Below are 26,088 nucleotides of genomic sequence, written 5' to 3' on the forward strand. Positions count from 1 at the left end.
ACTTCTGGCAGCCTTGACTTGCATGGCATCAAAACCTCGCGGGACACAATGCTCGGGATCATTGTCAGAAAGTTTTTCAAAAACAAGCTTGCGATTTTGGGCGGAGTATTCTTAATCATCATTATCTCGGCAGCGCTCTTAGCGCCGGTAATCGCACCATACTCGCCCTCTAAACAAAATTTACTGTTAAAATTGCAACCGCCAAACAGTGACCACTGGCTCGGGACAGACAGATTTGGCAGGGATGTCTTTTCTAGGCTTTTATATGGTGCAAGAATATCTCTATTGGTCGGTTTCGCTTCAGTGTTGGGCTCGATTACAATCGGAACTTTTCTTGGAGCGGTCGCTGGTTATGTTGGCGGGGTTGTTGACGCTATTATCATGCGTTTTGTAGATATCATTCTATCAATCCCATCCATTTTCTTATTGATTACACTAGTCACAATCTTCAAGCCAGGAGTGGATAAGCTAATTTTAATCTTCGCGCTGCTAGGCTGGACAACTACTGCACGTCTTGTCAGGGGAGAATTCCTGTCATTAAGGTCTAGGGAATTTGTCCTTGCATCAAAAACGATCGGAACCAGGACACATACGATAATATTTTCGCATATCCTTCCGAATGCAATGGGTCCAATCATTGTCTCAGCCACATTGGCAGTTGGCTATGTCATTCTGGCTGAATCAGGATTGAGCTATTTGGGACTGGGCATTCAGCCTCCGGACGCAAGTTGGGGAAACATGCTCCAAGATGCACAGAATTTCACTATTTTATTAAAATCTTGGTGGTACCCGTTGGCACCAGGATTAATGATTTTGCTGACCGTCATTTGTTTTAACTTTGTCGGCGATGGACTCAGGGATGCACTTGACCCGAAGATAAATGAGTAACAGTCTTAATTCTTCAAGGATTAAATCATGCTAAAAAATGAGTCAGGGAAACCTGGCTTTTTTTTATGTTGGGAAAATTTTTCAAGGCATCCCAGAACTATTGGCCGCTATTTTCATAGAATAGCTGTAAAAATTGATTTCTTCGGAGGGAGAGCGATGGGGTAGTCAGGACTGATACATGGTTAGGAACAGAATTCACCAGTCCACAACGGATATGTGAAAAGCTGGTTGATTATTTTGAAGGTGAAGTTGATTCCAAAAAAATATACAGCTATTTAAAGAACTTCGGCATGTACAAGCCGGACCGCAGAACTAGGAAGACACTGGAAGAGCTGGAGGCAGGAAAGCTTTGGTCAGTGACAGAAAAAATTTTCAACAAGTATAAAAGAAAATGGAAAGGCCCAGATATCCCAATCTTCATCTTTCCCCTGGATCAATCGAATTCAAAGTTAATGAGGGAAGGGAAAGGAAAATCCGGACTATCTTTTATTGATAAAATGTTTCTCTTCTTGACTCCGATAAAGGATGAGAAAGAGTTGGAAGCATTGTTTGTCCACGAATACCACCATGTATGCAGAATGCAGGCACAAAAGAAAAACCCTGCGGAGTATACCCTCCTTGACTCTATTATTCTAGAAGGTCTTGCCGAGCATGCAGTCGCTGAAAATTGCGGTGAAAAATATACGGGAGAATGGAGCAGGCGATATTCGACAAAAGTTTTGGCTGAGTTTTGGGAAAAAGAGCTTGAAGAGAAGCTCTTAATCCAGAGGGAAGATCGTCAGCATGATGAAATTTTGTTTGGATTAGGGGGCCGTCCTGCGCTTCTCGGCTATGCAATTGGCTATGAAATTGTAAAACAATATAAACAACATGGATATTTTACTGAAAAAGCATCGTTTAAGATCCCTTCCATTGAATTTACAAAGTTAATAAAATTTCAATAAATATAAAAACTAAAAAAACCCTGTCATACCGGGTTTTTTGTTATTTCTAAAAAATAATAAATTTCCCAATTGAAAAAAAAGTATTGCAAATGTAATAAATCTGTAATAACATTTTATTAAAATATATCGAATTTGCAGAATATTTTATTATTTAAATGTGAGAAGGTGTCCCAATGAGCAACTATTCAATACATAAAGATGCACCTTTGCTAGAAGTCAAGAACCTTGAAACAGCTTTTGATATCGATGGTGAATTTTATAATGCTGTAGACAAGGTCAGTTTTGCTGTCAAACCAAGGCAGATTGTCGGGGTTGTTGGCGAATCAGGGTGCGGGAAATCGGTAATGAGCCTTTCAGTCATGCAGCTCCTTCCAAAAGGGGTTGGCAAAATCAGAGGTGGAGAAATCATTTTCGAAGGCGTCCACCTTGAAAAAATGTCCGAGAAAGAAATGAACAAAATCCGCGGACGCGAAATCTCAATGATCTTCCAGGAACCGATGACATCAATGAACCCGGTTTTCACAATCGGATTCCAGCTGCAGGAAGTATTGTTCAACCATACGAAAATCTCCAAAGCAGAAGCTAGACAAAAAAGTGTTGCTCTGCTGAAGAGCGTTGGTATATCACGACCTGAAAAAATCGTGGATGAATATCCACACCAACTTTCAGGCGGCATGAGACAAAGGGTCATGATTGCGATGGCAATCGCTAACCAGCCTAAATTGTTGATCGCTGATGAGCCTACTACCGCGCTGGATGTGACAGTACAAGCCCAAATACTCGACTTGCTAAAGAGTATACAGGAAGTAAATGATATGTCAGTTATCATGATTACGCATGACCTTGGCGTTGTTGCTGAGATGTGTGATGAAGTCATCGTAATGTACGCAGGCCGCATCGTTGAACGAGCTGATGTCGATACACTTTTCTATAATCCTAAGCATCCTTATACAGAACTCATGATGGGTGCCATTCCGAAAATGGACGAGGAAAAAGAAGAATTAAGCTCGATCAAGGGAATTGTCCCGTCACTTAAGAATATGCCGGCAACTGGTTGCCGATTCGCAAACCGCTGTCCGAAAGCAATGCCAGAGTGTACAAGTATCACTCCACAGCTTGGAGAAGTCGAGCAAGGGCATGAAGTGGCGTGCATTCTATATGAAGCAAGTATGCCAAAAGAAGGGGTTAAGGCATAATGAGCAATACAACTTTAGTAGAAAAAGAGAATTTGCTGGAAATTAGGAATCTGAAAACCTACTATCCTGTAAAAGGTGGCTTTTTCCGCCGTACAGTCGGCAATGTTAAGGCTGTTGATGATGTATCATTCGAAATTAAAAAGGGTGAGACATTGGGACTTGTAGGAGAATCAGGCTGCGGTAAATCTACAACAGGTAGGACAATCATCCGCCTGCTGAATGCAACAGATGGTGAAATTATCTTTGAAGGCAAGGATATCACTAAACTAAGAGGCAAGACGCTCCAGGCGATCCGCCAGGATATCCAGATGGTCTTCCAGGATCCTTATGCTTCACTTAACCCGATGCAAATGGTTGGGGACATTGTTTCAGAACCTATCAGGAACTTCAAGAATGCGAGTCTGAAGGACCTTAAAGATGAAGTAATGGATTTATTAACAAAAGTTGGTCTTCCTGAAGATGCTTACTATAAATACGCCCATGAATTTTCAGGCGGGCAAAGACAGAGGATCGGCATTGCAAGGGCGTTGGCGCTCCGACCGAAGCTAATCATCGCAGATGAGCCGGTATCAGCATTGGACGTATCCGTGCAGTCCCAGGTTCTCAATCTTTTGAAGGAGCTTCAGAAGGAATTTGACCTGACTTTCTTATTTATCGCTCATGACCTTAGTGTCGTTAAGCATATGAGTGACCGGATCGGCGTAATGTATCTCGGCAATATGGTAGAAATTGCTGATCGCAACAGCATGTATGCTGAGCCGCTCCACCCATATACACAGGCTTTAATCTCAGCCATTCCAATGCCGGATCCACGCAGGAAGAAGGAAAGGATTGTACTTGAAGGAGATGTTCCAAGTCCATTGAATCCTCCGACAGGATGTCCATTCCATCCGCGCTGCCCAGCTGCGATGGCAGAGTGTTCTCAAGTGAAGCCAGCTTTAAAGGAGGTGAAGCCAGGACACCGAGTTGCTTGCCACCTTTACTAGGGCAATAATTTTTACAAAAAATATAAGAAACTGGGGGGAAAACCATGAAGAAACCATTGCTTTGGCTAGCTATGCTAGTATTGGTTTTATCAACATTCCTTGCTGCGTGCAGCGGAGGAGACACAAAAAAGACGACAACTGATCCAAAAGAAGACGACAAGGACAACGCAGCAGAAGAAACAGGACCGCAAGACGGCGGTACATTGACTTACGCTTTAAGTTCTGAATTCAAAGGCCTTTTGAACTGGAACTTCTACGATGCTGATGGAGACGATGATATCATCGCATTCTTCGACGATGCATTGATCGACTATGATGAAAACCTAAAAGCAGAACCAAACATCGCTAGCTGGACTACTGATGACAACAAGGTTTTCACATTCACATTTGAAAAAGGCGTAAAATGGCACAATGGCGAAGAACTAACAGTTAATGACTGGGTATTCGCAATCGAAACAATCGCTACTCTTGGTGGAGAACACCAGCGCTGGTCTAACGTAAACACAATCGAAGGTGCTAAGGACTTCAACGAAGGAAAGGCTGACAAGATTGCTGGTCTTGAAGTAGTTGATGACTATACTTTAAAAATCACTTTTGACAAAGCTCGTGTAAACAACCTTGAGAACGTCTGGGCTTACCCTCTTTCTCGCAAGGAATTCGAAGGAATCGACCCTAAAGACATGGCTGCTTCTGAGCAGGTTCGTTCTAAGCCTGTAGGAACTGGTCCATTCAAAGTAACAAAAGTTATCCCTGGTGAATCAGTAGAGCTTACTCGTAACGAAGACTACTGGAAAGGTGCGCCACACCTAGAAAAAATCGTTGTTAAAGTTATCGATTCTTCTCTAACAACTGGAGAACTTAAGAATGGATCTCTTGACATGACTCCATTCCACCCAACAGTTCTTCCAGAAATCGAAGCTCTAGATAACGTAGAAGTAGTAAAATTCCCTGGCTTATCTTACTACTATATTGGCTTCAAGCTTGGTAAATACGATGGCAAGAAAAACGTAATGGATAAAGACAAGTACGCAAGCAAGGAATTGCGTCAGGCTATGCTTTTCGCAATCAACCGCGAAGAGTGGGTTAAAGCTTTCTTCAGCGGACTAGGTCAGCCACTTAACCGTCCGATCCCATCTGCACACTGGATTGCTGCAGATAACAAAGATATGCCTGTACAATACGAATACAACCCAGAAAAAGCGAAAGAAATCCTTGATAAAGCTGGTTACGTAGATAAAGATGGAGACGGATTCCGTGAAGACCCTAAAGGTGAAAAGTTCACAGTAAAGTTCTCTCACTATGCTACTGGTAACCCGACTTTCGAAGCACGTGCTAAAGCTATGACGCAGTACTGGGAAGAAGTTGGCTTGAAATCTGAGCTTCAAATGACTGACGTTAACCTTTACTATGATCAACTTGAAAAAGACGATCCAGCTCTAGAAGTATTCTATGGCGGATGGGGAACTGGAGCAGATCCAGATCCACTACCACTTTGGGGTATTGAATCTGTTTGGAACTACCCTCGTTGGGTAAATGAAGATGCTCAAAAGCTTCTTGAAGATGCTGTTGACCTAGAAGTAGTTGGAACTGACACTGAAAAGCGTGCACAGCTTTATGCTGACTGGCAGAAGATTTTCAACGAAGAAGTACCATCACTTCCAATCCTTGAGCTAGAAGAAGTAATGGCTGTTTCTAAGCGCGTTCAAGGCGTTAAGTTCGATGTTTCTGGTTCTAACTCACCTCATGAATGGTGGATTAAGCAATAATCCTTTAAACCCACCTATCAGTTAAGGAGAATGCATATGCTTAAATACAGTTTACGTCGCATACTCGGCATGATTCCTATGCTTTTCCTTATCTCCATTGTAGTGTTTTCCCTGGCGAAACTTATGCCAGGGGACTCACTTAGTGGGGAAATCGATCCGAACAACACGGATCCGGCATACATAGAAGAGATGCGCGAGAAGCTTGGTTACAATGACCCTGTCCATATTCAATATTTTACTTGGATCACAAACTTTATGCAGGGAGATTTCGGGAAGTCAACCCGTTATAAGATCCCGGCAAGTGAAATTATCTCAGAACGTTTACCGAATACAATTTTCCTGGGTTTTTCAAGTATTTTAATCACTTACATTCTAGCATTTATCATGGGTATTTATGCCGGAAGGAAGCCATATACACTTGGTGATAATGTCATAGGTACCGCGAACTATATTGGCTTGGCACTGCCTTCATTTGTTGCAGGGGTGTTCGCAATCTATTTCTTCTCATTCACATTAGGCTGGTTCCCTTCCAACGGTTCTGTGGATATTTCCACAACAGAAGGTACATCGGCATATTGGTTAAGCAGAATTCATCATGTTTTCTTACCAGCACTTGTTTTAGGTTTATTGAGTACTGCAAGCTATACGCAATTCCTGCGTAATGACATTATAGAAAACAGCCGTAAGGATTTTGTAAGAACGGCACGAGCAAAAGGAACACCTGAAAAGAAAATTTACAATCAGCATATTTTGCGCAATTCCATTATCCCGCTGATTACATTCCTTGGATTTGATATCGTAGCGTTAGTCGGTGGAGCAATCATCACAGAAACGATTTTCACTTATCCGGGAATCGGTCAATTATTCTTGAACTCTGTCAGTCAGAGGGACTATCCAGTCTTAATGACCTTGACAATGATGTTCTCGTTCTTGACATTGTTTGGTAACCTTGTTGCAGATATACTATACGGAATTGTTGATCCAAGGATCAGGCTTGATTAAGGAGGATGGCTATGGAAGTTTCTACAGAAAATAATACACAGATAAACCTGAAGCCGGAAAAAGGCATGTCTCCTTGGGCCATCGCTAGAAGAAAATTTGTGAAGAACAAGTTGGCGATGACAAGCTTGATCTTCTTGTTATTCGTAATGATTGTCTCTTTCCTGGCTCCATACATTACAACAACTGATATTACAAGAATCAACATTGGCTCAATGTCCTTAAAGCCGTCTGCAGAGAACTGGCTGGGAACGGACAAAAACGGGCGTGACGTTTTTACCAGATTGTTATACGGCGGAAGGGTATCACTCTTAGTCGGAATTAGCTGTACATTATTCGTAATCATTTTTGGAACAATTGTAGGATCGATCGCAGGATACTTCGGCGGAATCGTTGACAGCATGCTTATGCGTTTCACTGACTTCGTCTTGAACTTTCCATTCCTGGTATTTGTTATCGTATTGGCTACAATCTTCCATGGTAAAGTCAATGGTTTAGTTATCCTAATCATGGTTATCAGCTTGCTGAGCTGGGGCGGGGTAGCAAGGATTGTCCGAAGCAAGATTTTAGCAGAGAAGGAAAATGAATACATTCTAGCTTCCATCTCAATCGGATGCTCACCATTCAAAGTAATCACAAAGCATTTACTGCCGAACGTCCTTTCAACAATCATTGTACAGGCAACAATCCTGTTCGCTTCCATGATTGTCGCAGAAACAGGACTAAGCTTCTTAGGATTCGGTGTACCTTCCGAGATTCCATCTTGGGGTAATATGCTAGCATTCGCGAATGAACCAGACGTATTACAAGGAAAGCCGTGGATCTGGATTCCACCAGCACTTGCCATCACACTCACGATCTTGTCCATCAACTTCGTAGGTGAAGGCCTAAAAGATGCATTGAATCCAAGATCACGCCGTTAAAAAATCTACCATACAAAGGTAGATTTTTTATTTTGTCTATTTTCTAGTAGAGGGGTGAGGTAATAGGGGGATTAGGACCTGTTGCTAATGTTCGAAGCAGCATTAGGTTCTGCCAATACAACGATTGGAACTGCATGAAATGTGCGAAGTGCCCCTAGGTTCGACCAAAACAGTGATTGGAACCGAAGGAAATGTCCGAAGTAGTCCAAGGTTCGGACAAAACAACTACTGGGATCGCTGGAAATGTCCGAAGTCACCCCGGGTTCGACCAAAACAGCGATTGGAACCGCATGAAATGTGTGAAGTGGCCTCAGGTTTGACCAAAACAGCGGTTGGAACTGAAGGAAATGTCCGAAGTAGTCCTAGGTTCGGACAAAACAGCGAGCCGGAACCCCGGAAATGTGCGAAGTTACTCCATGTTCGCCAAAACAACCACTGTAACTGCAGAAAATGTCCGAAGTGCCCCTATGTTTGACCAAAACAGCGGTTGGAACCGCATGAAATGTCCGAAGTCACCCCAGGTTTGACCAAATCAGCGATTGGAACTGCATGAAATGTCCGAAGTGGTCCCAGGTTCGACCAAAACAGCGATTAGAACCGCATGAAATGTCCGAAGTGCCCCCAGATTCGACCGAAACAGTGATTGGAACCGCATGAAATGTCCGAAGTAGTCCAAGGTTCGGACAAAACAGCGAGCCGGAACCCCGGAAATGTTCGAAGTTACTCCATGTTCGGCCAAAACAACCACTGTAACTGCAGAAAATGTCCGAAGTCACCCCAGGTTCGACCAAAACAGTGGTTGGAACCGCATGAAATGTCCGAAGTGCCCCCAGATTCGACCGAAACAGTGATTGGAACCGAAGGAAATGTCCGAAGTGTCCCCATGTTCGGCCAAAACAGCGGTTGGAACCGCATTAAATGTGCGAAGTCACCCCAGGTTTGACCAAAACAGTGATTGGAACCGCATGAAATGTGCGAAGTGCCCCTAGGTTTGACCAAAACAGTGGTTGGGACCGCTAGAAAATGTCCGAAGTGGCCCCAGGTTTGACCAAAACAGCGGTTGGGACCGCTGGAAAATGTCCGAAGTCACCCCAGGTTTGACCAAAACAGTGGTTGGAACCGCATGAAATGTCCTAAGAAGCCTCCGTTAGGCCAAAAGTGTATGGTTAGTTTTAACGTAATACATAATCGGAATCTTTCCTATAAGTCGCTGCTGTATTTATCAATAAATAAGCCCTTTTCTTCAGGTACATTTAAATCAGCTTTCAGTACTTTCCCGCCAACTTCCTTCATATATATGATAAAAATGGACAGGCCGGGGTGAGGGAAGTGTGTGATATGAATTTCTGGTATGAAGAGAGTCAATCTAATGATCTTTAGATTGTTTGTTTTAATGTTTGGTTTTGGACTGGCTGTATCAGGGGGGGTCAGCTCAATCGCTTATTTGAATTTGATTGTTGCTGGACACGGTTTGGATGAGTATTTAGCTTTTGTATCGCGCAGAGTAGAGTGCTACATGCTGCCGGCTGGAATCGGCATCATTTGGTTAAGCATTTATTGGCCTCATAATAATGATATAAATTGATCTTCCTTTTAAGGAATATTTTTACTTAGTGATGCCCATACTGATGGACAAACAGTTTCTTGAAGTGAGGGGTTATAAATCATGTTGTATCTTCATGATGTCTGGGTAAACTGGTTCGAAGGGGAAGAGAACGGCTATAATGTCTGCCATTTCCACGAATGGCGGAAGGACGATGGAGTTGAGCTGCTTGACCAGGTGCCGCTCCTTAAAATTGACCATCTGTTATTTAATTACATTGAGAATGATTTATCAGAGTTGCCTCAACAGCTTCTGGATGACATTTACCGTAAGGCATATTTGAGGAAAAACCATGAACGTACACAGCTTGATTATTGTTTCGTTGTTTCCGATGGAACTGGCATACTGGCTGTTGACACCATCGGCTATAATATCCCAATCCGAAAGAGCCGGCTTATCCCGCGCCAGGAGCAACTCGTGTACGAAATGATTGAAAATCAGGATACGATCCAATATGGGTTCAATGATCAAAGTGCCTTAAAGGACTTCCATATTTTATCGCCTGCTCCGGATTTAATGAGAGGGCTGACGCGTAAAGAGAGGCAATTGAAGCAATTATTGTTCATGGCCATGGACCAGTTGAGTTCCTCAAAAAATGTGGCTGAAGTCCGTTACTGGTTCACTGAATGGAAACCTGAATTATATGAAGAGATTCAACGGCTTGGATTTGAAGAGGTATGGGAACGGTTATATGAAGAGACAAAGTTTGGTTGGTCACATAAACACGAGAAGTTTTGCGAAAACATCATTAAAGGACAATCCTTTTTCGAAAAACTTTGGGAAATGGAGCACGGCCCTAAAGTAAATTGATAACTCTTACGAAAAAACGGAGCTGACACATTATCAGCTCCGTTTTTATTATTGTGAAGGAAATTTTGAAATTATTTAGGTGTGGATAACTGCAAGTAGTTTTCTTAATCCAGCTCCAGCGCCTAGCCCCTCGAGTCGCTTCGATCAGCCCATTGAAGTCAAAGAACGACTTCATTGGGCTGCCCTCCAGCGCTTGTCGGGGCTGAACGAGGCGCTTGCGCTTTTTGTTCTTACTTGCGCTTGCGCCCAAGACCCATCGCATTCTCCATTTTCTTTAGCATTTTGTTTGCGACAAAGTTTGCTTTTTCAGCACCACGGTCAAGAATTTCATCCAACTCTGGTGAATCGATTAGCTCGTAATATTTTTTCTGGATTGGTTCAATGACATCGACAACTACCTTCGCAAGGTCTCCCTTAAAGTCTCCGTACCCTTTACCTTCATAATCCTTTTCAATATCAGCAATTGCTTTGCCGGTCAAGATAGAATAGATGGACAAGAGATTGGAGATGCCAGGCTTGTTCTCTTTGTCATATTTTACGATACCCTCTGAGTCAGTTACAGCACTCTTGATTTTCTTTTCAATTTGCTTAGGGTCGTCGAGCATCGAGATGAAAGCCTTGTTGTTAGGATCTGATTTGCTCATTTTCTTCAATGGATCCTGTAAGGACATGACTCTTGCTCCGACTTTAGCGATGCGAACATCTGGAATCGTAAAAATGTCATTGTATTTCTTGTTGAATCGTTCAGCTAAATCCCTTGTTAACTCTAGGTGCTGTTTCTGGTCTTCGCCGACTGGCACGAGATTCGTATTATATAGAAGGATGTCGGCTGCCATTAGCGGGGGATACGTTAACAGACCAGCTGAAACTGCTTCTTTCCCAGTGGATTTATCCTTGAATTGGGTCATCCTTTCAAGCTCACCTATATAGGCTACGCATTGCATCATCCATCCAGCCTGTGCATGTGCCGGAACTTCCGATTGGATGAATAATGTTACTTTTTCAGGGTCAATTCCTGAAGCGATGTACAATGCTGCAAGGCTTTTGATATTTTTGCGAAGCTGCAAACGATCCTGCGGGACAGTTATCGCATGCTGGTCAACGATACAGAAGTAACAATTATATTCTTCCTGCAGTTCTGTGAATTGTTTCATTGCGCCGATATAGTTACCAAGTGTGATTGTTCCGCTCGGCTGGATGCCAGAAAAAATAGTCTCCATTAAAAATTCCTCCTATAAGTATATATCTTGTTCTCTTTCTGTCTGAATTGTTTGGCTAAACGTAAAAAACAGAAGAAAAAAGAACACAAAAAAGACCATTCGCCTAATTTCTAGGGACGAATGGTCCGTGTTGCCACCCTAATTACTCACGAATGAGTCACTCTGCCCATGCCTCAGTGAAGCATGGATTCCTTTAACGCAGGAATACGCCTGGATCTACTTAAGTTCAAACCAGAAGCTCAAAAGTCCATTCCAATTGCCAGGCTGTTTGTTTTCACCAACCACAAACTCTCTGAAAAGCCTTGAACAAATGTACTACTCTTCATCATTGCTTTTAACCTTTTATTAAAAATGATTATAATCAAATCAACCATGATAAGCAAGAGTACCAGAAGGATTATTACAGATAATAAACGGACAATGCGGCAAGCATCAACATAAAATCTAACAGCCCGACCATTAATAGAGGGTTGGCATTGAGGTTGACAAGTTCGGATAAAGGCGTCATCTCATGTAAAGACTTTTTCTTCTCTCCCTCTTCTTTGCCAGCAAAAACAATACGAAAAGAATAAGAAATGGCGTCAAAAAAACCTGAGTTAACCGTAAAGACTATAAGAGAAGTAAACAGCAGGGTACTAGCGATGTAAAAAGAGATATTTATGTAACTAAGCAAGCTAATGCTCTGTTGATAGACAAGTGAGAGGATAAAAATCAATAGCTGTGAAATCAAAAAACCATAAAAAATTTTCCCAAATCTATTACGCATTTTTCTAAATCTCCCTTATATTGTTATTTCATAAAAGTAATTTTGAGAATAATCCTTCAAAAAAAATCAAATATTACAATAAGTAACACCATGATTATGCCCGCAAAAGGCTTATAAGACACTATTATAACACAATTCAAGGAGGAAATTTATTACTATTGTTTCAAAGTTGTAAATTTTTCGCGCAAAAATATTGAACATTTAATTTAATCTATGTATAATAGGGAATGTAAAAAGTTTTCAGAAAACAATAATAAAGAGGGGGCATATCCTTGAAAAAGTCAAAATTTTCATTTCTATTGATTTTGACTCTAGTATTCTCGTTAATCCTGTCTGCATGTAGCAGCGGAGACGACAACGCTGGAGACAAAGAGCCTGCTGATAAAGACGATGCAACAGGCGAAGAAGTAGCTAATGTACCACAAGAATTAAACATGTTGGATTCTTCTGAAATCCCAACTATGGACAGCGTACTTGCTGAAGGTTCTACAAGTTTCACTTACATAAATAACGTAGGTGAAGGTCTTTATCGCCTTGACCAGGATCACAAGCCAGTTCCTGCACTAGCAGAAGGCGAGCCTGAAATCAGCGATGACCAGAAAGTTTACACTTTCAAACTTAGGGATTCAAAATGGTCTAACGGTGAGCCTGTAACTGCACACGACTTCGTGTTTGCTTGGCGCCGTGCGATCGACCCTGCAACTGCTTCACCTTATGGTCCATACATGATGGGCGGAAAAATCAAGGGAGCAGCTGAAATCACTGAAGCTGGAGCTGCTAAGAAAGAATACAATGTAGAAGATCTTGGTGTTAAAGCAATCGACGACAAGACTTTAGAAGTAACTCTTGAAAAGCCAGTAGTATATTGGGAAGACCTATTCGCTTTCCCAACATTCTACCCACAGAACGAAAAGTTCGTAACTGAAAAAGGCGACGCGTTCGCTAGCAATGCTGAAAACTTACTTTACAATGGTCCATTTAAAATGGAAAAATGGGAAGGCACTGACGCATCTGAGTGGGTACTTGTTAAAAACCCAGATTACCACAGTGCTGACGATGTAACTCTTGAAAAAATCACTGTTAACGTTGTTAAAGATTCTAACTCTGCTGTAAACGCATTTGAAGCTGGCGAAACAGACATGACTGGATTGCTTTCTTCTGATATCGTTCCTTCTTATGAAGGTGATGAGCGTATGCTTACATGGATGGAGCCAGTAGTATTCTGGATCAAGATGAACCAGAAGAACGAAGCTCTTGCTAACGTAAACATCCGTAAAGCGATCGCTATGGGCTTCAACAAAGAAGACCTTGCAAAGAGCATCCTTAACAACGGATCTATCGCTGCAAACTTCTTTGTACCAAAGGACTTCGTAACAGGTCCTAACGGTGAAGATTTCCGTGAAAAGCACGGCGACCTAATCGTTTTCAATGCTGAAGAAGCTAAGAAGCATTGGGAAACTGGTCTTAAGGAACTTGGTGTAGATAAGTTAGAAATTCGCTACCTTGGTGGAGACACTGAAGCAGCTAAAAAGACTGACGCTTATATCAAGAACCAATTAGAAACAAACCTTCCTGGCTTGACAGTAAAGCTTGAAAGTGTTCCTTTCGCAGTTCGTCTAGAGCGTGACAACTCTATGGATTACGATCTTCAATTCGCAGGATGGGGCCCAGACTACGGTAACGCATTGTCGTTCACTGACCTTTGGATCACTGACGGCGGAAGCAACAGAATGGGCTACGCTAACCCAGAATACGATAAGCTGATCAAAGCTGCTCAAGGTGAGCTTGCTACTGACCCAGAAAAGAACTGGGAAGCACAGCAAGAAGCTGAAAGAATCATGCTTGAAGAAGATGCTGGTCTAGCGCCTGTTTACCAGCGTTCAGCTAACATCCTTCTAAATCCTGGCGTTAAAGGTCTTGCGATCTACAACTATGGTCCTGACTATAACTTCCAATGGGTTAAGATCACTGAAGCTGAATAATAACTGAAGCAGTTTCTTATTTCAGAGTGTAATAATTCTGAGGATAGAAAGAGAGTATATCTAGATATACTCTCTTTTTCCCTGTAAAGCATTTGTCGAACAATAGGGAAAATTGAAATAATACAGGAGGTGCACCCATATGGCAAAATACCTGTTAAAAAGGGTACTTTATATGTTTTTGACTCTTTTCATCATTGCGTCCCTTACATTTTTCTTAATGAAAATCATTCCTGGTACGCCTTTTGCAAGTGCGAATAAATTGGGTCCTGCACAAATGGAAATCATGAAGGCAAAGTATGGTCTAGATCAGCCAGTGCCTGTGCAGTATGCTAAATATATTGGCAACTTGCTGCAAGGGGATCTTGGTATTTCCTTTCAGTTTAATAACACTCCGGTTACCGACCTGATGATCAAACGTTTAGGGCCATCAATGCAGCTAGGTGCCCAGGCGATGTTACTCGGAACAATCGTTGGTATTTTACTTGGTATATTTGCTGCATTAAGACAGAATACCTGGGTCGATTACAGTTCCACTTTTATTGCAGTATTGGGTAAGTCTATTCCTAACTTCGTATTTGCAGGATTGCTGCAATATTTTGTTGGTGTAAAATTAGGCTGGTTCCCGGTTCTTTTCTGGCGTGGTTTTGAATATACCATCCTGCCGACAATAGCTCTGTCCATGCTGCCAATAGCAATTGCAGCTCGTTTTATGAGAACAGAAATGATTGAAGTCTTAGGCTCTGACTACATTACATTGGCAAAAGCAAAAGGAGCAAGCTTCTTTGAAATTGCTTTTAAGCATGCATTGAGAAATGCAATGATCCCACTAGTCACAGTTTTAGGGCCATTGGCGATTTCCTTGATGACTGGCTCACTTGTAATTGAGAAAATTTTTGCGATCCCTGGACTTGGTGAACAGTTCGTAAAATCTATTACAGTAAATGATTACCCTGTTATCATGGGAACAACCGTCTTATTTGCAGCATTATTTGTAGTTATCATCCTTGTAGTGGATATTCTTTATGGAATCATAGATCCACGTATCAGGCTGTCTGGAGGGAAAAAGTAATGGCTGACTTCGAAACAAAAATTCCAAAAGATCGTTTTAGGCCGGCAGAAATCGATTCGGCCAAAAGCGAGGAAATAAACAAGCCAAGCTTAACCTTCTGGCAGGATGCTTGGATGCGTGTCCGTAAAAATAAGGGTGCTCTTGTCAGTTTGATTGTGATGGGCATTGTTATCATTATGGCCTTGGTAGGTCCATTGGTTAGCGGAAAAGAGTTTGACAAGCAAAATGTTAGCCACAATAACTTACCGCCAAAAATCCAGGGACTTGAACATATCAGCTGGCTTCCGTTTGACGGTATCAAGGTGAATAAAGCGGGAAAAGAAATCGATATGTATGAAGTCAAAAAGGTAGATGAGTACTACTGGTTTGGAACAGACGCGCTTGGACGTGACTTATTCACTCGTGTCTGGAAAGGTACCCAAATCTCCTTGTACATTGCGCTTTTGGCCGCGGTAATTGATATGATCATTGGTGTTGCTTATGGCGCAATATCTGGATATTACGGTGGAAGATTGGATAATGTGATGCAGAGGATCACCGAAATACTAGTGGGTATACCAACTATGATTGTTGTTATCTTGATGATCCTGGTTCTTGATCCTGGTATTATTTCCATTACCGTAGCATTGACGATTACAGGCTGGGTTGGTATGGCTCGTGTCGTGCGTGCCCAGACACTAAAACTGAAGGAACAGGAATTTGTTCTTGCTTCCAAAACCCTTGGTAACAGTGATGGTAAGATCATCTCTAAACACTTATTGCCAAACCTTGCAGGTGTCATAATTATCAATACGATGTTCACTATTCCAAATGCGGTATTCTTTGAAGCGTTCTTGAGCTTTATCGGTCTGGGACTGCAGGAACCATACGCATCACTTGGTACATTGATTGATGAAGGATTCAAAGTACTGAGATTGCACCCACATGAGATGATAATTCCAGCTGTTGTCATCAGTGTCATTATGATTACCTTCAATATGCTGGCAGACGGATTGCGCGATGCGCTTGATCCGAAAATGCGCGATTAAAGGGCAGGTGAATGTATTATGGAAAATATTTTAGAAGTTAAGGATTTAAATATCTCCTTCCATACATTTGCGGGCGAAGTTAAAGCAATCCGCGGTGTGAATTTTGAACTTAAAAAGGGAGAAACCCTTGCGATAGTCGGTGAGTCTGGTTCAGGTAAATCAGTAACGACTAAAGCGATCATGAAACTGCTTCCTCCTGGTAATTCAGAAATCAAGCAGGGTGAAATATTGTTTGAAGGCAAGGATTTAGCGAAATTGACCGACAAGCAAATGCAGAAGATCAGGGGACAGGATATCTCGATGATTTTTCAGGATCCAATGACATCTTTAAATCCAACAATGACTGTTGGAAAGCAAATCATGGAACCATTGGTCAAGCATCAAAATATGAGTAAATCTGCAGCTAGAGAACGCGCTGTTCAGCTCTTGAAGCTGGTAGGTATCCCGAAACCGGAATTGCGTATCAAGCAATACCCGCACCAATTTTCAGGCGGTATGAGACAAAGGGTTGTAATCGCAATTGCTTTGGCATGTAACCCAAAAGTTCTAATTGCTGATGAGCCTACCACAGCTTTGGATGTTACGATCCAGGCACAGATTTTGGAACTCATGAAAGATTTGCAGAAAAAAATTGATACTTCAATTATTTTCATTACTCATGACCTTGGAGTTGTAGCTAATGTAGCTGACCGTGTGGCAGTCATGTACGGTGGTAAAATTGTCGAAATTGGTACTGTGGATGAAGTCTTCTACAACCCGCAACATCCTTATACTTGGGGATTGATCAGTTCAATGCCAAGCCTAGATGCTAAAGAAGAGGAACTTTACGCAATTCCTGGTACGCCGCCAAACTTGTTGCATCCGCCAAAAGGTGATGCTTTTGCCCCTCGTAATGAATATGCTATGCAAATCGACTTAGAGGAACAGCCTCCAATGTTTAAAGTGTCTGATACACATTATGCTGCTACATGGCTGTTGCATCCAGATGCTCCTAAGGTAGAACCGCCGGAAGCTGTGAAAAGCAGAATGCGTAAATTCATGGGCACGAAATAACTGTAGGAGGAGGACTGGCTGATGGAAAATAGAGAAAAGCTTCTTGAAATAAAGAATCTGAAGCAATACTTCAATATGGGTCAACCTAATGAAGTAAGAGCGATTGACGGAGTTACTTTTGATATCTTTAAAGGAGAAACTCTTGGATTGGTTGGAGAATCAGGCTGTGGTAAGTCCACAACTGGCCGAACAATCATCAGGCTTTATGAAGCAACAGATGGAGAGGTCCTTTACAAGGGAGAAAACGTACACGGCAAGAAGAACAAAAAAGATTTGAAGAAATTCAACAGAAGTATGCAAATGATTTTCCAGGACCCTTATGCTTCCTTGAACCCAAGGATGAAGGTTTCTGATGTTATTGCAGAGGGCATTGACATTCATGGTCTTGCAAAAAGCAATAAAGAAAGAATGGAAATGGTATATGAACTGCTTGAAACAGTTGGCTTAAACAGAGAACACGCCAACCGTTATCCTCATGAGTTTTCAGGTGGACAAAGGCAGCGTATCGGAATTGCACGTGCTCTTGCTGTGCAGCCCGAATTTATTATTGCAGACGAACCAATTTCCGCATTAGACGTTTCCATCCAGGCGCAGGTTGTCAACCTGATGAGGAAATTGCAGCGTGAAAAAGGTTTAACATACTTGTTTATCGCACATGATCTTTCAATGGTAAAATATATCAGCGATCGAATTGGTGTAATGTACTTTGGTAAGCTGGTTGAGTTAACAACAGCTGAAGAACTATACAAGAACCCGCTTCATCCGTACACTCAATCTTTGTTATCAGCGATACCGCTTCCGGATCCTGAGTCTGAGCGCACACGTCGACGCAAATCATATGATCCTAATGTGCATCAGTATGCAGACGGCGAAGAAGTGAAGATGCGCGAAGTTGTTCCAGGGCACTATGTGTATTGCTCTGAAAAAGAACTGAAGCAATATCAACAGCAATATGTCAAATAAACTTAACGATCTCTTAATTTGAGATCGTTTTTTTTCTTTTGATTGTTTTAGAGGCAGGGAATAAATTCCATGTGAAAAATTTAATCTATAATATCTAAATCTGTCGAAAGTGGGTAAAATAGAAATATAGATTCATAATATATAAAAAGATACTTTTTAGAATGGGAATACGTTTTGAAAGGAGAGGTGTTTGTGCAGTTTAAAAAAATCGCAGCAGCAGCATTATTGGCTGCCTCTTTTTCACAAGCAGGAGGTACAGTGTTTGCAGAATCGAAAACACATGAAACAGAAAAGCTTCCGGTCAGGGAACATCAGTCATTGGTTAGGGAAATACCAAAGCAGATGCCAAGGTTCAAATTCGATTCAGGTTACACATTTGAATACCCTGATGCTATAAGGGGGATCTATGTAACTGGGAACTCAGCTGGAGGAGAGAGGTTTAATAGTCTTACAAAACTTATTGATGACACCGATTTAAATGCAATGGTTATCGATATAAAAGAGGATCACGGATACCTTACATACAAACCCGATGAAGATTCTCCTTTTAAAGATATCGGAAAGCCTTATATTAAAGATCCGAAAAAACTATTGAAAACTTTGGAAGAAAAACAGATTTATCCTATCGCTAGGGTAGTTGTTTTCAAAGATACCGCCCTGGCAAATAATAAACCGGAGTGGTCATTTAAAGATGGAAATCAGGTTTGGAAAAATGGCAGAGGAGAATCGTTCGTAAATCCATTCGTGAAAGAAGTGTGGGATTACAACGTTCAAATTGCAATCGAAGCAGCTAAACTGGGTTTTCAGGAAATCCAGTTTGATTATGTTCGTTTCCCTGAGGGATTTGAAAAGAGGGATGCTACGCTCCAATATTCAATGGGTGACTATAAGAATGTAGAAATGGATAATGTCCAAAAGAGGGTTAAAGCGGTGACTGATTTCGTGGCATACGCTCGAAAAGAGCTAAAGCCATATGATGTAAAAGTTTCTGTTGATATCTTTGGCTATACGGCAACACTTCCTGAAGCACCAGGAATCGGACAGAACTTCTCAAAAATTTCTGAGAATGTTGACGTCATTTCTTCAATGATTTATCCAAGCCATTGGACTTCTTATTTTGGAATTGCCAAGCCTGACACAGAGCCATACCGTCTCGTTCAGGAATATGCAAAATTGGAGAAGAAGAAGCTTGATGAATTAAAGACCCCGCCTGTTTCACGTCCATGGCTGCAGGATTTCACAGCCTCATGGTTAGGCAGTGGAAATTACCTAGTCTACGGAAAAAAAGAAGTCGAAGACCAAATCAGGGCCTTGAAGGATCAGGGCATCAATGAATATTTATTATGGAACGCAAGCAACAGATACTCACCAAATGTTGATTACACACCATAACCTGGAAGTGAGAAAAGCGCAAGCACCTTGGTCAGCCAGCCCCGACAAGCGCTGGAGCTGTACAATTCTCGAGGTGAAAAATTTATACTTTCTGATACTATATAAAAAGCCTGGAATGATTAAGAAACGTTCCAGGCTTTTCATATCATTAGATTATCGATATCAAAATAAGTTATAATTACAGTTGGGATGTGGATTACTTCTTGCTGCCGCCGACATTTTTCCAACCAGTTTGCAAACTAGTTGATTGATCTACGAATTCATTTCTTTTATTTCCACTAAAGAATCTGATTCCTATTCCATTGGTAATCACACCAATTGTCGCGGTAATGCCCACAATCAGTAAAGCAACGATAGTCAAATCCATTATGTAACCGCCCATGATAAACCTCCACCTTTTTTTTCACTAAGTCTTAATAGTGATTTTGTGATAAATATAATTCATGATCCCCGTACATCTTTATTTTAAAAGAATTGCCGGTGTATTAAAAGAACTTTATAAAGAAAAAATAATACAAGTATTATGATCATGATTATATAAGAAAAGCTGGGTGCTTATCAGGAAGGAATAAAAATAAAAAGGAGATAAGCAATGCATTGGTATGAGAAATTAAATCAGTATTTCCCGATTGAGGAAATGAAGTCAAAGGAACATATGGAAACACTTTTAAAGGAAAGACCAGAGATTTACCATAAGGATGAAGGTCCCGGACATGTCCTCATGTACGTTGAAACAGATGATTTTGTTTTCATCGATTACCTTTTCGTCTCTAAGACGACACGAGGTCAGGGACTAGGCCATAAGCTGATTGAGAAGCTGAAGGAAAAGGGCAAACCGATTATCCTTGAAGTTGAACCAGTTAACTATGAGGACACAGATACGGAGAAACGTCTTCGTTTTTACAAACGGGAAGGCTTCGAGCATGCAAGGACGATTGGTTACAGACGTCGGTCGCTAGCGACGAAGGAAATCAATGAGATGGAAATCCTTTACTGGTCTCCAGATGAGGCTTCAGAGGATTTAGTTTATGAGTCGATGAAGAAGACCTACAATATGATTCATACTTATAAAGACAAAAAGTTTTACGGAGAATCCTACCAGCCAGTTGAGGAAGTCTTAACTGTGGAAGATAAACGTGAGGATTTGCTACAGGATATCTAAGTCAAGAGCGCAACCAGTGTTTTTAACATGGTTGCGTTTTCATTTTTGCTCAATTAAATGAGAATATAACTTTTTTTAGATAAAAAGGTTTAAGTCTTTTACAAGCGGGTAAATATAATTAAATTATGAAAATGAAAGTATAACGGACACAAACAAGTAGAATTGTACGAATATTTATATAGATTTAGATCAGAGGGTGATGAAAAATATAAATTATATTGAAACTTTTTTCTATTTCGTTCGTTATATATAGAGAAGGGCAAAAATATCCTTACATAAATACCCGGAATAAATTATGAAAAGGGATACCTTTTATTAAATCCATAGTGTATAATAAACAATATGAATTATAAAATAAAACTTATTATTATTTAAGAAATGAAAGCTCATTTAAAGCAAATAATATAAGTAAATCTAAGGGAGTGTGAATTACCAATGGTCACTTTATACACTTCACCAAGTTGTACCTCTTGCAGAAAGGCAAAATCATGGCTTGAAGAACATGAGATTCCATATACTGAAAGAAACATATTCTCAGAGCCATTATCTATTGATGAAATAAAGGAAATTCTTCGAATGACCGAAGATGGAACGGATGAAATTATTTCTACCCGCTCGAAGACTTTCCAAAAGCTTGATGTGAATTTGGAAACCATGCCTCTACAGGAACTGTTCGAGGTTATCAAAGAAAACCCTGGCTTGCTTCGCCGTCCGATCATCATTGATGAAAAGCGCCTGCAGGTTGGATACAATGAAGACGAAATCAGACGATTCCTGCCGCGCAGAGTGCGTACATTCCAGTTGCGTGAGGCTCAGCGTTTAGTCAATTAAACATACCAAACAAGCTCCCTTTTGGGGGCTTTTTATTTTCTATGAAAGAACATATCCTATAGCCGCATGGCAGTGCAGACAAATTGAAATATAGGTGCAGTTCTGCTAAAATATAAAGAATACTTTAAAATTTATAGTATGTTAAAAACCAATAAGTTTTGGGGTAACTTGGCTGATGGTAGCTGAAGGGGAGAGAATCCTGCGAAAAAGGCAGCGCATTCGCGCCTTTACAGCAGCCTAATCAACAGTAAGTCGATCCAGACAAAATCATACATTAACCTTTTAAAAAGGCCCTTTTCTCAAACTTTGTTGCTAATGAATACAAAAACTGGATTGAATTATCTATATTCCTTCATAAAGTTGACACTTCTTTTAAGAGAAAAGCGCCTGCAAACTTAATTCCGACCTGTAAAATAGGTATTTGTTACGTTAAAATCGGCTTTAGGATTTTAACAACAATCTTTACGAAAACAGCCTTAATAAAAAATGGGTGTATATTTTGTTTCCAAAATGGCTTAATATAACATAAAATAAAAGTACAAGATCGTTTATTTCTATTTACACAGTCCCTTTGTAAATCAAGGTGATTTAGGCTTATTTATTAAGGGTAAACGATAAAGACCAACTGCTTTTTTGGGGGTATTTAGTCCCTTCAAATCTTTGCCTGGAAGGGAGAGAAAGCGAATGGAAATCGAGCGTATTAATGAAAATACGGTTAAGTTCTATATTTCATATATGGACATAGAAGAGCGCGGGTTTGACCGGGAGGAAATCTGGTATAACCGTGATCGCAGTGAAGAACTTTTCTGGGAAATGATGGATGAAGTGCATGCCGAGGAAGAGTTTGCCGTTGAAGGTCCTTTATGGATACAGGTTCAGGCCCTGGAAAAAGGTCTGGAGGTTTTAGTTACAAAGGCTCAGCTATCGAAGGACGGTCCTAAGTTCGAACTGCCGCTTCCAAACGATAAACTGAAGGATCTGCCAGTCGATGAACGAATCGAAGAGCTGCTTGACCACCAATTCAATCCAAAAGGAATTGAAGATGCTGATCCAGCCTTCGAGGATGATTTAGAATTCCTGCTGTATTTCAAGGATTTCGAAGATGTCATCTCACTCTCGAAACGCCCGGGAGTAGACAAAGTCAAAACAAGCTTGTACAGCTATGATGACAAGTATTATTTATACATTGAGTTTCCTGAGCAAGATTTTGAGGATGAAGAAGAAATTGACAATATACTAAGCGTTCTTCTAGAGTATGGGCAGGAGTCGACAGTAACGATTCACCGACTTGATGAATACGGTAATAAGATTATCGAAGAAGACGTGTTTAGTGTCATAAGAAAGCATTTTTCATGATTGCAGGCCGATTTCAGAGATGAAATCGGCTTTTTTGATATAATTTGTATGAATCTCTTCACTTAATAGAAACGTATATATATCTAAAGTTCCTATTTCTGGTTGCAGGAATAATTCAGAGAGAGAAAACAGGTGGTAACAATGAAAAACACAGTGCGCATCTTAACTTTTTTATTAATTCTTGCCGGCATTTATTATTTGTTTTATGAAAAACTTGATGCAGTTTATCTTGGGTATATCAGTATATTTATGTCTCTTACTGTCATCTTCATCAGCTTTGTGATATTCCTTGAGAATCGTCATCCAGCCCAGACATTAACCTGGATTGTCGTGCTTGGCGGCTTTCCGGTTGTTGGTTTTATTTTTTATCTTTTATTCGGCAGGAATAAACGCAAGGAAAAGATGTTCCGGCGCAAATACTTCCTCGATAAAAAAGCTTTTTCAAAAATCGAAGGGGACTCTGAAAGGGTCAACAAGGCGAGGATGCTCGATATGGAAGAGGACCATCGCCGCTTATTTACCCTTGCCCAGAAGCTCGGGAACAGTCCTATCTCCTTTGCTACCTCCACAAAGGTGCTGACAAATGGTGATGAGACATTTAGCCATATTCTTGAAGAGCTAAAAAAAGCTACCCACCATATTCATATGGAATATTACATTGTCCGACATGATAAAATTGGTGAAGAAATTAAGGAAGTTTTGATCAGCAAAGCAAGAAAAGGTGTAAAGGTCAGGTTTTTATTTGATTCCGTTGGTTCCTGGAAGCTCTCGAAAGAGTATATTTCTGACTTGAGTGAAGCAGGGGTAGAAGTGGTTGAATTTGGTCCTGTCCGCTTGCCGTTCCTGAACAGTAAATTTAATTTCAGGAATCATAGGAAAATCATTGTCATTGATGGGACTGTTGGCTTTGTTGGAGGCCTGAATATCGGTGATGAATACCTTGGCAGGGACAAAGGATTCGGTTTTTGGCGTGACACTCATCTAATGGCTCGAGGGGAAGCTGTTCGCAGCCTGCAGCTGATCTTCCTGCAAGATTGGTATTACATGACGAACAAAAGCTTTTTGACGTCGGATTATCTCTCGCCAGCCCTGCAGGCTAACACTCATGGTGGGGTTCAAATGATTGCCGGAGGACCTGACAATGAATGGAGTGTCATCAAAAATATCTTTTTTTCAATGATTTCCTCAGCTGATAAGTCGGTTTGGATTGCGTCGCCTTATTTCATTCCTGATGAAGACATTTTCAGCGCAATAAAAGTTGCGGCACTAAGTGGCCTGGATGTCAGGCTCCTTGTGCCAAAGCGGCCAGATAAAAAAATCGTGTTCTTTGCTTCGAGATCGTATTTTCCCGAACTGCTCGAAGCAGGTGCAAAGATTTATGAATACGAAAAGGGCTTCATGCACAGCAAAATCGTCATCGTCGATGGTGAGCTTGCTTCCATCGGTACATCCAATATGGATATGAGAAGCTTCCACTTAAATTTCGAAGTCAACGCCTTCCTTTACAAAACTAGCAGCACTGCCAAACTTGTTAAAGAATATGAAAACGATGTACTCGACTCAACAGAAATAGTCATGGACGATTTCAGTAAACGCCACATAGGTTACAGACTTCTCGAATCCACTTCGAGACTGTTGTCACCGATGCTTTAGTTGCCCGGATGCAGATCCGGGTTGTTTTTACCAGATAAGAAAGAATAAATTTCCACTTCGAGAATTGTCTAGCTTCAGCGCCTAGCCCCTCGAGTCGCTTCGGTCCGCCCAATGAAGTCAAAGAACGACTTCACTGGTCGGCCCTCCAGCGCTTGTCGGGGCTGAACAAGGCGCTTGCGCTTTTCTTATATTTGTGAACGTTTTTAAAACCTTTTTCTCTTAAGAAGGTATTATCAGACTGTCCTCGAATATTCATGATGAAAGGAGGCGAATAGATTTTGCTAGTTGCAATTAAAAGCGATGGTGAAAGGTTATCACTGGGTGAAAGGTGGGAGAGAAGCGAATTAGTAGACATCAGGTCGACGGAAAAGTTTCACTGTCCGGAGTGTGGTGAAGAGGTGGTTATGAAACTGGGGAGCAAGAAGATTTGGCACTTTTCTCATTTGGCGGGAGGCAGCTGCCAACATGAGTATGATCGTGAATCTGAATATCATCTTTCTGGAAAGCTTCAGCTCTTCAATTGGCTGAAAAAGCAAGGGATCAATGCTGAACTTGAGCAATTTGACCAACATATGAAGCAGAAACCCGACATTACTTTCGAGTTGCAAAACCAAAAATATGCGATTGAATTCCAATGTTCAGTTATACCTGAAGAGATTTTTGAAAAAAGGACCAAAACTTATTTGCATTATGGTGTAATTCCAATTTGGTTTGCTGCAGAGACATTGGTTAAGCGCAAGAAAGATAATATTGTATCAATCAATAACTTCCTCTATCTCTTCATTAGACAGACAAGGCGCTCCTGGAATATCCCGGCTTTTTGTCCGATTTCAGGGCAATTCATCAATCTGAATGGAGCCATTCCAATCACTTCCAAAAAGACAATCACGAATCTTATAGTGAACTCACTTAATCAGTATTCAATAGAGGACCTACTGAGCCCAATCGATAAGCCATTCCCCATATTGAAGACTTGGCAAGCTGAAAATCAAAAACTGAAATCCCGCTACTTAACTTCCCCAGGAGCATGGCAAAATCCATTTCTGAAAGAACTTTATCGCAATCATCTAAGCCTTCTTACACTTCCATCCGAAATTGGCCTTCCTGTCCGCTCGAGCCCCTATATTGAAACACCTTCACTCATATGGCAGACATTCTTATACCTCGATGTATTCCGGCATTATCAAAAGGGGGACATAATAATTTATGCGAAAATCCGGGATGCCTTTGATAGACGAATAAGAAGGAAAGAAATCAAGCTTCGAACTCTGCCTGTTGCTGGGCAAAGAGACCATTGGTACGCTCTTGCTGAATATGTATTTCTTTTGACAAAGGTATCATTCTTGGAAAGAATCAATTCAGGTACAGTGAGAGTACTCCGGGAAATCATTATTCCAGATTCAATTGACGAACAAATCAAAGCAGAAGCCAAATTTTTCACCAAGTACCGAAATGAAATTACACAATCAATATTCCCACTAACATGAAATGTGATATA

23 protein-coding genes and 1 other annotated feature are annotated in these 26,088 nt (G+C 41.1%); of the genes, 20 read left to right on the plus strand and 3 right to left on the minus strand.

Features of this window, described 5'->3' with window-relative positions:
• Nucleotides 1-48 precede the first annotated feature (48 nt).
• The 9 genes from opp4C (AC0VX7_RS07000) to AC0VX7_RS07040 all read left to right on the plus strand — a co-directional run bounded on the left by opp4C (AC0VX7_RS07000) (nt 49) and on the right by AC0VX7_RS07040 (nt 10,115).
• The gene (gene opp4C / locus AC0VX7_RS07000; RefSeq protein ID WP_475428099.1) at nt 49-888 is read left to right on the plus strand and encodes an oligopeptide ABC transporter permease; all 840 of its coding nucleotides are present in this window, start codon (nt 49-51) and stop codon (nt 886-888) included.
• A 356-nt stretch (nt 889-1,244) separates the two neighbouring features.
• The gene (locus AC0VX7_RS07005) at nt 1,245-1,832 is read left to right on the plus strand and encodes a DUF2268 domain-containing putative Zn-dependent protease (RefSeq protein ID WP_475427242.1); all 588 of its coding nucleotides are present in this window, start codon (nt 1,245-1,247) and stop codon (nt 1,830-1,832) included.
• A 173-nt stretch (nt 1,833-2,005) separates the two neighbouring features.
• On the plus strand, nt 2,006-3,028 hold the full coding sequence (locus AC0VX7_RS07010; RefSeq protein ID WP_475427243.1) for an ABC transporter ATP-binding protein: 1,023 nt from the start codon (nt 2,006-2,008) through the stop codon (nt 3,026-3,028).
• Entirely contained in the window at nt 3,028-4,014 is a 987-nt protein-coding gene (locus AC0VX7_RS07015; RefSeq protein WP_215037073.1) for an ABC transporter ATP-binding protein, read from the plus strand. The genes AC0VX7_RS07010 and AC0VX7_RS07015 overlap by 1 nt, the downstream gene beginning before the upstream one ends.
• Nucleotides 4,015-4,058: 44 nt before the next feature.
• Nucleotides 4,059-5,780 (plus strand): oligopeptide ABC transporter substrate-binding protein, encoded by a 1,722-nt coding sequence (gene opp4A, locus AC0VX7_RS07020; protein ID WP_475427244.1) that lies wholly within the window; start codon nt 4,059-4,061, stop codon nt 5,778-5,780.
• A gap of 36 nt (nt 5,781-5,816) precedes the next feature.
• Nucleotides 5,817-6,782: an oligopeptide ABC transporter permease gene (opp4B, locus tag AC0VX7_RS07025; RefSeq protein WP_475427245.1), complete on the plus strand. Its 966-nt coding sequence runs from the start codon at nt 5,817-5,819 to the stop codon at nt 6,780-6,782.
• A gap of 11 nt (nt 6,783-6,793) precedes the next feature.
• The gene (opp4C, locus tag AC0VX7_RS07030; protein ID WP_475427246.1) at nt 6,794-7,702 is read left to right on the plus strand and encodes an oligopeptide ABC transporter permease; all 909 of its coding nucleotides are present in this window, start codon (nt 6,794-6,796) and stop codon (nt 7,700-7,702) included.
• A 1,369-nt stretch (nt 7,703-9,071) separates the two neighbouring features.
• Nucleotides 9,072-9,287, plus strand: a complete 216-nt coding sequence (locus AC0VX7_RS07035; RefSeq protein ID WP_215037069.1) for a YuzI family membrane protein — start codon at nt 9,072-9,074, stop codon at nt 9,285-9,287.
• 81 nt (nt 9,288-9,368) lie between these two features.
• On the plus strand, nt 9,369-10,115 hold the full coding sequence (locus AC0VX7_RS07040; RefSeq protein WP_215037068.1) for a YjbA family protein: 747 nt from the start codon (nt 9,369-9,371) through the stop codon (nt 10,113-10,115).
• 230 nt (nt 10,116-10,345) lie between these two features.
• Here the strand turns inward: AC0VX7_RS07040 and trpS are convergent, their stop codons facing one another.
• Entirely contained in the window at nt 10,346-11,335 is a 990-nt protein-coding gene (gene trpS / locus AC0VX7_RS07045; protein WP_475427247.1) for a tryptophan--tRNA ligase, read from the minus strand.
• A gap of 109 nt (nt 11,336-11,444) precedes the next feature.
• Nucleotides 11,445-11,673, minus strand: a binding site (T-box leader).
• A gap of 62 nt (nt 11,674-11,735) precedes the next feature.
• Nucleotides 11,736-12,101, minus strand: a complete 366-nt coding sequence (locus AC0VX7_RS07050) for a DUF3899 domain-containing protein (RefSeq protein WP_475427248.1) — start codon at nt 12,099-12,101, stop codon at nt 11,736-11,738.
• 272 nt (nt 12,102-12,373) lie between these two features.
• Between AC0VX7_RS07050 and AC0VX7_RS07055 the strand changes: the two genes are divergently transcribed.
• The 6 genes from AC0VX7_RS07055 to AC0VX7_RS07080 all read left to right on the plus strand — a co-directional run bounded on the left by AC0VX7_RS07055 (nt 12,374) and on the right by AC0VX7_RS07080 (nt 19,588).
• Nucleotides 12,374-14,083 carry a peptide ABC transporter substrate-binding protein gene (locus tag AC0VX7_RS07055; RefSeq protein WP_475427249.1) on the plus strand — a complete coding sequence of 570 codons (1,710 nt, stop codon included), beginning with the start codon at nt 12,374-12,376 and terminating at the stop codon, nt 14,081-14,083.
• A 139-nt stretch (nt 14,084-14,222) separates the two neighbouring features.
• Entirely contained in the window at nt 14,223-15,152 is a 930-nt protein-coding gene (gene opp3b / locus AC0VX7_RS07060; RefSeq protein WP_475427250.1) for an oligopeptide ABC transporter permease, read from the plus strand.
• Nucleotides 15,152-16,180: an oligopeptide ABC transporter permease gene (opp3C, locus tag AC0VX7_RS07065; protein ID WP_475427251.1), complete on the plus strand. Its 1,029-nt coding sequence runs from the start codon at nt 15,152-15,154 to the stop codon at nt 16,178-16,180. Before opp3b ends, opp3C begins: the two co-directional genes overlap by 1 nt.
• Before the next feature lie 18 nt (nt 16,181-16,198).
• Complete coding sequence (locus tag AC0VX7_RS07070) at nt 16,199-17,233, plus strand: ABC transporter ATP-binding protein (protein WP_475427252.1); 1,035 nt, start codon at nt 16,199-16,201, stop codon at nt 17,231-17,233.
• Nucleotides 17,234-17,254: 21 nt separating this feature from the next.
• Nucleotides 17,255-18,196: an ABC transporter ATP-binding protein gene (locus tag AC0VX7_RS07075; RefSeq protein WP_475427253.1), complete on the plus strand. Its 942-nt coding sequence runs from the start codon at nt 17,255-17,257 to the stop codon at nt 18,194-18,196.
• Between the two features lie 192 nt (nt 18,197-18,388).
• Nucleotides 18,389-19,588, plus strand: a complete 1,200-nt coding sequence (locus tag AC0VX7_RS07080; protein WP_475427254.1) for a putative glycoside hydrolase — start codon at nt 18,389-18,391, stop codon at nt 19,586-19,588.
• A gap of 196 nt (nt 19,589-19,784) precedes the next feature.
• Here AC0VX7_RS07080 and AC0VX7_RS07085 read toward each other — a convergent pair whose 3' ends face one another.
• Nucleotides 19,785-19,970, minus strand: a complete 186-nt coding sequence (locus AC0VX7_RS07085; RefSeq protein ID WP_475427255.1) for a hypothetical protein — start codon at nt 19,968-19,970, stop codon at nt 19,785-19,787.
• A 210-nt stretch (nt 19,971-20,180) separates the two neighbouring features.
• On the opposite strand from AC0VX7_RS07085, the gene AC0VX7_RS07090 reads away from it, so the two are divergent.
• From AC0VX7_RS07090 to AC0VX7_RS07110, 5 genes are all read left to right on the plus strand, one after another.
• Complete coding sequence (locus AC0VX7_RS07090; RefSeq protein ID WP_041968166.1) at nt 20,181-20,750, plus strand: GNAT family N-acetyltransferase; 570 nt, start codon at nt 20,181-20,183, stop codon at nt 20,748-20,750.
• Between the two features lie 435 nt (nt 20,751-21,185).
• Nucleotides 21,186-21,581, plus strand: a complete 396-nt coding sequence (gene spxA / locus AC0VX7_RS07095; protein ID WP_041968167.1) for a transcriptional regulator SpxA — start codon at nt 21,186-21,188, stop codon at nt 21,579-21,581.
• 684 nt (nt 21,582-22,265) lie between these two features.
• Complete coding sequence (gene mecA / locus AC0VX7_RS07100; protein WP_475427256.1) at nt 22,266-22,937, plus strand: adaptor protein MecA; 672 nt, start codon at nt 22,266-22,268, stop codon at nt 22,935-22,937.
• Nucleotides 22,938-23,078: 141 nt separating this feature from the next.
• Entirely contained in the window at nt 23,079-24,590 is a 1,512-nt protein-coding gene (gene cls / locus AC0VX7_RS07105; protein WP_475427257.1) for a cardiolipin synthase, read from the plus strand.
• A 278-nt stretch (nt 24,591-24,868) separates the two neighbouring features.
• The gene (locus AC0VX7_RS07110; RefSeq protein WP_475427258.1) at nt 24,869-26,077 is read left to right on the plus strand and encodes a competence protein CoiA; all 1,209 of its coding nucleotides are present in this window, start codon (nt 24,869-24,871) and stop codon (nt 26,075-26,077) included.
• Nucleotides 26,078-26,088 lie beyond the last annotated feature (11 nt).

It is taken from the genome of Mesobacillus sp. QJM3NY_10, from assembly GCF_056173465.1.